Source organism: Nitrospira sp. BLG_1, assembly GCF_047338595.1.
Taxonomy (GTDB): domain Bacteria; phylum Nitrospirota; class Nitrospiria; order Nitrospirales; family Nitrospiraceae; genus Nitrospira_D.
Genome location: NZ_JBLFBO010000023.1, coordinates 34,175 through 42,410, shown reverse-complemented (window position 1 = coordinate 42,410; position 8,236 = coordinate 34,175). Strand labels below are relative to the sequence as shown.

The following is an 8,236-nucleotide window of genomic DNA, read 5'->3' as shown; positions in this document are numbered from 1 at the left end:
AATATCGTCGAACTCTTCAATCTTGAGCGGAGAGGCGTTCGTCAGCACCAGCCAGAATGAATATAAAATCCATTGAAAATGCCGCCATATGCCTCTTGGCGACTTGCTCCCGATTGCGCCGATCGAGAAACCTGCCCCCAGCTCCTGGTACGGGACCTGGTCCTTGGGCAGGTGATAGATAATGATATGAAGAAAGGTCGACATCAAGTCTAGTTTTGTGCTTCATATAGATGAATGCTCGACCATAACTATGCCCCAACTACCTGCCGCTCCGCATGATAGGAGCTGCGTACGAGCGGACCTGACTCCACATGAGCAAAGCCCATCGCAAGGCCTTCTTCCTTCAACAAGGCAAATTCGGATGGATCATAGAATCGTACGACCGGCAGATGCTCTCTCGTGGGTTGGAGATACTGACCAATCGTGATGATGTCGCAATCGACGGCTCGAAGATCTCGCATCACTTCGCGCGTTTCATCGATCGTTTCCCCCATCCCAAGAATGAGTCCAGACTTCGTCTTCATCCTATGATGCTTCGCCCTTTCCAGTAGGTCAATCGATCGCTGATATTTCCCTTGAGGTCGAATCGATGGGAAAAGCCGCCTTACCGTTTCAATATTGTGGTTCAGAATTTCCGGCTTCTCTGCACAGACTGTTGCAAGGGCCTGGTCGTTGCCTTCAAAATCTGGGATCAATACTTCGATTGTACAGCTTGGATTCAGCCGCTTCGTCTGCCTGATTGTTTCGGCAAACACCCCTGCACCACCGTCCGGCAGTTCGTCACGATTGACCGACGTGATCACCGCATGACGGAGCTCTAGAGCTCGTACTGCTTCTGCAACACGATGTGGTTCATTCACATCCACCGCAAGTGGTCGTCCCGTCTCCACTGAACAGTAGTGGCAGCGTCTCGTGCAGATGTCGCCGAGAATCAAGAATGTTGCCGTACGGGCGTTCCAGCATTCCCATCGGTTCGGACAGCGTGCCTCTTCGCAAATCGTATGCAGCTGAAGCCGTTCCATGGTCTGCTTAATATCGAGATAATCAGGACCGGTCTTCGCAGTAACTTTGAACCAAGCGGGAAGTCGAGGACGGTCGTTGGTTGATGGCTGATGGCTGATGGCTGACAACTGGGGGTCGCTCGCAGACGAGGCCCGGAGATGACCGAGAGGAACAAACGTCATGAGTTATGACCCATTCACAGGACCCGGTCTGAACCAACTCTTGATCTTCTCAAAGAAACTCGATTGCGCCGAATCAGCTTGTAAGGGATCCGGATATTCCACCCAGAGTTCTTGCGATCCCAGGTACACTCCATTGCGAAAACTCAGTTGGGTTTTGAGCTGCCGGTAGCCTTGAGCCTGTAAGGTCTGGATCAAAACCGTGAGTGCGTGATCCTGAGATGGGTGGACCTCTGTTGCAATGCGAACAGCTTCATACCGCAAAACGGCCCGATAGCCCTCACCTGCCTGCTCAAACTCAACCGGACGGCTAAATCCCCGCTCTCTATCATCCAACCCGGCCAGTTGATGTTTGTCAAAACCAGCCTGCGCCATGGCTCATGCTAAGGCCCGGTAGACAGCCACCAGATCACTGAGTGCAAGGGTCTTGCTCTTGAGAACAGCGCGCTCGGCCTGAATGGCCTCACGAGTCTTAAGATCGGCCACACCAAGTTTCAAACAAGACGCGCCCAAGTGCAAGATTCGATCACACTCATCGGCGAGTTTCCGCTTCACGACGGGATTGACCGACAGAATATCCATCAGTTGTCGGCGAGTCTCATCCAAATGCTTCTGCAATTCCGAATCCGGATAATCTCTCCGAGCCGCTTCATCGAAGCAGCGATCGAGATACTGCGCCAGAAACACATAGAGACGAACGAGTGCCGCAGCAATATCAGTTTGATCGTTGGCTGAGACAGGCATGCGTGACTCCTCTCCTATGGCTCATGAGAAAATCCAGAAAACAATGCGTCAGGGTTCAAGCAAAACGGTCACATCATTCCCTTCGACCTTTACCTGATAGGCCTCCACCTTCGCGGATGGATTGTTCACGCAAGCACCGGTCGTCACATTGAATCGCCAGCCGTGCCAGGGACAAGTCACAACCTGACCGTCCAACTCTCCTTCTCCCAGCGGCCCTTCTCGATGACAACAGGTATTATTGATCGCGTGGATTGTCCCATCCACATTGAAGACAGCCAGTGTCTTCCCGTGAGTCTCCGCCACAATCCCATGTCCTGGCTTGATATCTGCGAGCGCCGCAACCCGTACGAACTCCGGCATGTCTTCCCTCCAACGTCAGCGCGATCAATTGTTGCTGAACGGCTGCTTGATTTTCTTAAGCAAACTGTCGATCGACGAACCGCTGTTCCCAGTCCCCTTGAGCTCATCCGTGAGTTTCTTCGCAATCTCTCGAAACGCAACGGCTTGCGGAGAGGCCGGATCGGCCACCACGATCGGATGGCCGGTATCTCCACCATCGCGAATGGCGGGATCAATCGGAATCCGTCCAAGGAACGGGACGCCGACTTTGGCCGCAGCCCGTTCACCACCTCCATGCGAAAAAATCTCCGTCCGTTCGCCGCAGTGGCCACACACAAAGTAACTCATGTTCTCGATGATGCCCAGAAGCGGGACATTCACCTTCTGGAACATCGCCATGCCCTTTCGCACATCGTAGAGCGCAACTTCTTGAGGCGTCGTCACGGTCACCGCCCCGGCTAACGGAACCATCTGCGACAAAGAGAGCTGCACATCGCCAGTCCCTGGCGGCAAATCAATCAACAAATAATCCAACTCTCCCCAGAGGACATCACGGAAGAACGCCTGCAAGTACTGGTGGACCATCGGACCACGCCACACCAGCGGGGCTTCCTCGGGCACCAGAAACGCCATGGAGATAAGCTTTACCCCGTGATTTTCCACCGGAACGATTTTGCCATCCTTCTGCTCAGGGCCAGTGGTGCTCCCCATCATCATCGGAATATTGGGGCCATACAGATCGGCATCCAATAGACCAACCTTTGCACCGGTGGCCGCCAGCGCACAAGCCAGATTCGCGGCAACCGTGGATTTCCCGACGCCTCCTTTCCCACTGCTCACTGCGATGACGTGCTTGACTCCTGGGATCAAATTATCTTTTGCCTGGGGCTGCTGTGCCCCATGGCCATGCTCATCAGCCATATCGATTCTCCCCTCTGATTGGACTCGCCGTTCACTGTGCTCAACAACAGGGCAATCGAGTCACCATGACACGCACACTTCAGTATCATAAACGATGGAATACGCAAAATAACATGGGCCGGTCGGACTATCCTCCGATGCGAACAGGGGACTGTCGTGAGGGTCAAAAGACTGATGGGTCCAGGCGGCGAAGGTTGGTGGCCAAACCGGCCAGCGACAGTGCGTAGATGATCCATTTAGACGGGTCGAAGTTGTACCACTGTGGGCCATTCCGGTAATCCCGGGCGTAGGTGTGGTGGTAGTTGTGATAGCCCTCGCCGAAGCTGATGAAGGAGATCAGCCAGCTGTTGCGGCTACTGTCCTGTGTCCCGTGGGGTTGACTGCCGATCATATGGCAGAGGGAGTTGATGGTGAAGGTCGAGTTGAGGACCATGAACATCCGGAATAAACCGCCCATGAGGAGTCCGCTGATACCGCCCAGGACGGTGCCATGCCACCAGAACCCGACACAAAAGGGAATCACCAGGCCGGAGAGGACGATCGGCCAGTAGTACTGATGTTGCCAGAGAATGACCGGATCGCGGCGCAGCCGGATTTGGTATTTGCCGATACGATACGGTGTTTTATAAAAAAGCCAACCGCAGTGACTATGCCAGAATCCCCTCGTTGCATTGTAGGGGTCTTCGTCCGTGTCCGTGCGGGCGTGATGGCGGATGTGGTCTGCACCCCAAACCAGCGCCGAGTTTTGCAGTGCCCATCCGCCGGCGATCAAGGCTAGCCGCTTGACCCAATTCGGGCAGTCAAAACTCTGATGCGCCACCAGCCGGTGATAGCCGACCGTGATCCCCATCCCCGTCACGATGTACATGACGAAAAAGTGCATCCAGTCAAACAGCGTATAGCCGATATAGTAGCCATAGAGGGGAACGCCAACGATCGTGGCGGTGGCGATCACACAAAAGAGGAGACAGGTGCCGTAGGAAAATCTTGATGTCAGGGGCGGGGCGATCTGTTCTGTCTTGGCCATGTGTCCTCTCGCTGATAACCCAAGCTGAGGTCCACCATGGCAAACAGGCTCCGGTGAACGTGTTGCGGAGACCGTACTCTAGCGAAACCGGTTCTCGTTTTCAACCGGTATGTGGGCACAATCGATTTCCGGATGCTTTGCGTGACGATGGCCGGAGTATACTGACAATGAACGCCAGGACAACCTCCCGGGAGCAGACATGACGATGAATCCGTCTGTATTCGACGCAACAGTACTCCGAATCGGACAGCATTTGGCCCAGTTATCGGCCGGTCGCACTCCGACCATCTTCGACAGTCACTGGTGGTCACACAGCGTAATCAACCTGGCGATGAAAGATCCTACGTTCAAAGTCCAGCTGTTCCGCTTCATCGATGTGCTCCCTTCCGTCGCCTCGGATCAGGCTGTCGTACGGTTGGCGGAAGAGTACTTTGGATCTCTCCACGGCCAGGTATTCGGACTGCAATGGGGCCTCAAAGCATTGGCAGCGACAAATGTGGGGGCCGCCATCACGGGGAAAACTATCCGCCATCAGGTCGAGCAGATGGCCCGAACCTTCATCGCCGGGAGCTCGGTGGAGGAAGCGCTCCCTGTCCTGGCGAATCTCTGGAAAGATGGTCGTGCCTGGTCGGTGGATTTGCTCGGCGAGGCCACAATCAGCGACGTCGAGGCGGACCGGTACCGGGATCGATGCCTCGAGGCCTTGAGCCACTTGGGCCGGACTGTCGACATGTGGCCATCAATAACGCAGTTGGAACGGGATCATCTTGGCTCTCTGCCGAGGGCGCAACTCTCCCTGAAGATCTCCGCATTGACCTCACGGTTGGACCCGATAGATCCCCTCGGCACCTATCGAACCGTGGCGGCCCGGTTGCGCCCGATTGTGGAACAGGCGGCGGCCCACGGATGCGGGTTGATCTTCGACATGGAGCAGGCGGAGACGAAGACCTTACTGCTCGAGTTATTCCGGAACCTGTTTGACGAACCGGCGTTTCGGACATTTCCCCATGCCGGCGTCGCGATGCAAGCCTATCATCGGGAAACCGAACAGGACATTCGATCTCTCATCATCTGGGCAGACCGACGGAACTGTCCGATCACAATTCGGCTGGTGAAGGGAGCCTATTGGGATGCGGACACGGTGCACTATCGTCAGGCCGGGCGGCCGGTCCCGCTGTTCGAACACAAGGCAGAGACCGACACGAACTATGAGGCCCTTGTGCCCTTACTCCTGGACCACCGGCAGATCATCCGCCCGGCGTTCGGCACACATAATCTGCGGACGTTGGCCGTCATCGAAGCGATGATGGACGCGCACCGGTGCAGTCCTGAGACGGTCGAGTATCAGATGATTTACGGGATGGCGGAACCGTTTCAGCATGCGATGGTCATGCATGGCCGGCGCGTGCGATTGTATGCACCGGTCGGCCGGTTACTCCCGGGAATGGCCTACCTGGTCCGGCGATTATTGGAGAACACCTCGAACGAATCGTTTCTACGGAAAGAGTATGTGGAGTCACAATCGTTGGCGACCCTCTTCGCCCCACCGGTTGTCCCCGCTTCCACCTTGCCACACTCTAGAGAACGCAATTCGTTTGTCAACGAGCCGCACAGCGATTTTTCCCGGCAGGAAATCCGTACGGCGATGCAGACCGCAATCGACCGGGTACGAACCGAGCTGGGACGGACCTGGCCGGCAAGCATTCGAGGGAACCAGCTGACCGGCTCCCTGATGGCATCGCGTAATCCCGCGCGGTCTGATGAACTCGTCGCGACCGTTCAGGCGGCTTCACCAGCCGACGTCGCTGCCGCGGTAGGCACTGCCGTGACGGCAGGCGTGGCTTGGGGGAGACGTCCCGCAGCGGAACGGATCGCGGTACTGCGGCGTGCGGCTGGACTCATGCGCCAGCGCCGGTACGATCTGGCCGCCTGGGAAATCTTTGAAGTCGGCAAGTCCTGGCGAGAGGCCGACGCCGACGTGGCCGAAGCCATCGACTTTTTGGAGTTCTATGCTCAGCAGATGACACGTCTCAGTGAGCCGCTGCGACTCGGACAGTATCCAGGAGAACTCAATCAGCGATGGTATCGCCCGCGTGGGGTGGCTGCGGTCATCGCTCCATGGAACTTTCCGTTGGCGATTCCAGCCGGCATGATCAGTGCTGCCCTGGTGACCGGTAACTCTGTACTCTTCAAGCCCTCCGAGCGCGCATCCCTGTTAGGAGTTCTATTGACGGACCTGTTCCATGAAGCCGGCGTACCGGCCGACGTCTTGTATGGCCTCCCCGGCGGCCCTGAGATCGGACGGGCATTGTCCGAGCATCCGGAGATCGTCACAATCGCCTTCACCGGATCGAAAGATGTAGGCCTGGGGTTATGGGCTAGCGCAGCGACCATCCAGCCCGGTCAGACCATGGTGCGTCGGGTGATCGCGGAGATGGGCGGCAAAAACGCCATCATCATCGACGATACGGCCGATCTCGACGAAGCCATCGCCGGCGTGGTCGCCTCGTTCACGGGCTACGCGGGACAGAAGTGTTCGGCCTGTTCCCGCGCCATCGTATTGAACAGTGTCTATGACCAGTTTCTTGCACGGCTACGTGAGGCCGTGATGAGTCTGAGACTGGGTGATCCCTGCAATCCCGGCACACAAGTCGGTCCTGTAATTGATGATCGAGCCAAGCGGCGCATCGAGGAATTCATCGCACTGGGTATGGCGAGTCATCGGGTAATCGTTCGCCGGACCACGGAGGGACCGGGATCCTTCGTAGGCCCAACCGTATTCGCTGATGTCAGGCCGAACGATCGATTGGCGCAGGAGGAGATCTTTGGTCCGGTGCTAGTAGTTATGGACGCAACAACCATGGCCGAAGCGCTGGAGATGGCCAATATGACCAGATACGCCCTAACCGGCGGGATCTACTCACGCAGCCCCGCCAATCTCGCCATGGCCCGGGAGCAGTTCGATGTGGGGAACCTCTATGTGAACCGCCCCATCACCGGGGCACTCGTTGCTCGGCAACCCTTCGGGGGACACCGTTTATCAGGGGTCGGTGCAAAAGCCGGCGGGGAAGACTACTTAGCCCAATTCATGATCACCCACATCACAAGTGAGAATACTCTCCGCCGGGGATTCGAATCGACTTAGTGACCCTTGGCAGTTTTGATCTCGTACTCTTCCAGCTCTTCCGTGATCTCCGTCACCACGCCACGGTCTTCTTTGACGGCGGACAATTCCTGGCGCTCGGTGTATTTCACAAGGCCAACCCCTTTGGCAAACCACGCCGTCATCACATCGATGCCTGAGACCGTGCGCTTGCTGCCGGACAAGTGAATATGCATGTTCATGCGCGCTTCAACCTTGATCGCATCATGGAACGTGCCGGCTGGAACCGTGACAATATCTCGACTGATCACCTTGCTCCACCCCTGTGTGTCCACTGTTTCGTCCGTCCCATCACGATCCATATCGCTTCCGAAATCGAGCCCCGTTCGATCGAACTGTTGGAACGACGACGGCACTTTGAGGGGGAACCGAAAAATCTGATAGGGCGTAATCTGTTTTTCCAGTGGCGTGCCAGGCTCGGATCCGTAATAGACAATCCCGACTGCATCCCGACGATAAAAACTATCCGAGCCTCCATGATTGCCCGGGTTGGTGTCATGAAAAACGGTCACCATCACGCCATTGAGAGTCTTACTCCCCGAGACCGTGGACACATTCTCAAAAAATTTCCGTTCAATCGTCTGCAACGGCCCCTCGCTGATCTGACCGCGATAGGTCCACCGACTGCCGACCGTATCAGGAAAATACTCTTCGGACTTGGTAATCGAAAACGGCTCCTCCGCCCCACCGATCCCAGACCAGACCGAGAGACTCAATAACACACAAACTCCCACCCTCAAGACCAATCGCATAGCCACTCCAGGTTTCATCATTTCAGCGCACGACAGAAACGTGATTTTCACGGTACCATAGCTATCACAATAGCGGCAAGCCGATCAGTACTGCGCAGAGACAGATCTC

General features: G+C 56.2%; 9 protein-coding genes. 1 reads left to right on the top strand and 8 read right to left on the bottom strand.

The genetic code is table 11. The annotated features are described in order from the left end of the window. The 7 genes from ACMTNU_RS14735 to ACMTNU_RS14705 all read right to left on the bottom strand — a co-directional run. The coding region (locus ACMTNU_RS14735; protein WP_413936028.1) for a hypothetical protein at positions 1–204 on the bottom strand (204 nt) is incomplete at its 3' end. Between the two features lie 44 nt (positions 205–248). Then, positions 249–1,184: a lipoyl synthase gene (gene lipA / locus ACMTNU_RS14730; RefSeq protein WP_413936027.1), complete on the bottom strand. Its 936-nt coding sequence runs from the start codon at positions 1,182–1,184 to the stop codon at positions 249–251. Positions 1,185–1,187: 3 nt separating this feature from the next. Further along, on the bottom strand, positions 1,188–1,556 hold the full coding sequence (locus ACMTNU_RS14725; RefSeq protein ID WP_413936026.1) for a hypothetical protein: 369 nt from the start codon (positions 1,554–1,556) through the stop codon (positions 1,188–1,190). Positions 1,557–1,559: 3 nt separating this feature from the next. Continuing rightward, positions 1,560–1,925, bottom strand: a complete 366-nt coding sequence (locus ACMTNU_RS14720) for a hypothetical protein (protein WP_413936025.1) — start codon at positions 1,923–1,925, stop codon at positions 1,560–1,562. A gap of 48 nt (positions 1,926–1,973) precedes the next feature. Continuing rightward, on the bottom strand, positions 1,974–2,285 hold the full coding sequence (locus tag ACMTNU_RS14715; protein ID WP_413936024.1) for a Rieske (2Fe-2S) protein: 312 nt from the start codon (positions 2,283–2,285) through the stop codon (positions 1,974–1,976). A gap of 24 nt (positions 2,286–2,309) precedes the next feature. Then, a complete protein-coding gene (locus tag ACMTNU_RS14710; RefSeq protein ID WP_413936023.1) occupies positions 2,310–3,185 on the bottom strand; it encodes an Mrp/NBP35 family ATP-binding protein in 876 nt (291 codons plus the stop codon). A gap of 163 nt (positions 3,186–3,348) precedes the next feature. Then, entirely contained in the window at positions 3,349–4,212 is an 864-nt protein-coding gene (locus tag ACMTNU_RS14705; RefSeq protein ID WP_413936022.1) for an acyl-CoA desaturase, read from the bottom strand. 199 nt (positions 4,213–4,411) lie between these two features. On the opposite strand from ACMTNU_RS14705, the gene ACMTNU_RS14700 reads away from it, so the two are divergent. Continuing rightward, a complete protein-coding gene (locus tag ACMTNU_RS14700) occupies positions 4,412–7,357 on the top strand; it encodes a proline dehydrogenase family protein (protein WP_413936021.1) in 2,946 nt (981 codons plus the stop codon). Here ACMTNU_RS14700 and ACMTNU_RS14695 read toward each other — a convergent pair. Next, on the bottom strand, positions 7,354–8,097 hold the full coding sequence (locus tag ACMTNU_RS14695; RefSeq protein ID WP_413936020.1) for a hypothetical protein: 744 nt from the start codon (positions 8,095–8,097) through the stop codon (positions 7,354–7,356). The genes ACMTNU_RS14700 and ACMTNU_RS14695 overlap by 4 nt on opposite strands. Positions 8,098–8,236 lie beyond the last annotated feature (139 nt).

What these genes read in the sequence shown, in the direction of transcription:
- lipA (WP_413936027.1), bottom strand. Translation starts at nt 1,184, where the DNA reads ATGACGTTTGTTCCTCTCGGTCATCTCCGGGCCTCGTCTGCGAGCGAC.
- ACMTNU_RS14725 (WP_413936026.1), bottom strand. Translation starts at nt 1,556, where the DNA reads ATGGCGCAGGCTGGTTTTGACAAACATCAACTGGCCGGGTTGGATGAT.
- ACMTNU_RS14720 (WP_413936025.1), bottom strand. Translation starts at nt 1,925, where the DNA reads ATGCCTGTCTCAGCCAACGATCAAACTGATATTGCTGCGGCACTCGTT.
- ACMTNU_RS14715 (WP_413936024.1), bottom strand. Translation starts at nt 2,285, where the DNA reads ATGCCGGAGTTCGTACGGGTTGCGGCGCTCGCAGATATCAAGCCAGGA.
- ACMTNU_RS14710 (WP_413936023.1), bottom strand. Translation starts at nt 3,185, where the DNA reads ATGGCTGATGAGCATGGCCATGGGGCACAGCAGCCCCAGGCAAAAGAT.
- ACMTNU_RS14705 (WP_413936022.1), bottom strand. Translation starts at nt 4,212, where the DNA reads ATGGCCAAGACAGAACAGATCGCCCCGCCCCTGACATCAAGATTTTCC.
- ACMTNU_RS14700 (WP_413936021.1), top strand. Translation starts at nt 4,412, where the DNA reads ATGACGATGAATCCGTCTGTATTCGACGCAACAGTACTCCGAATCGGA.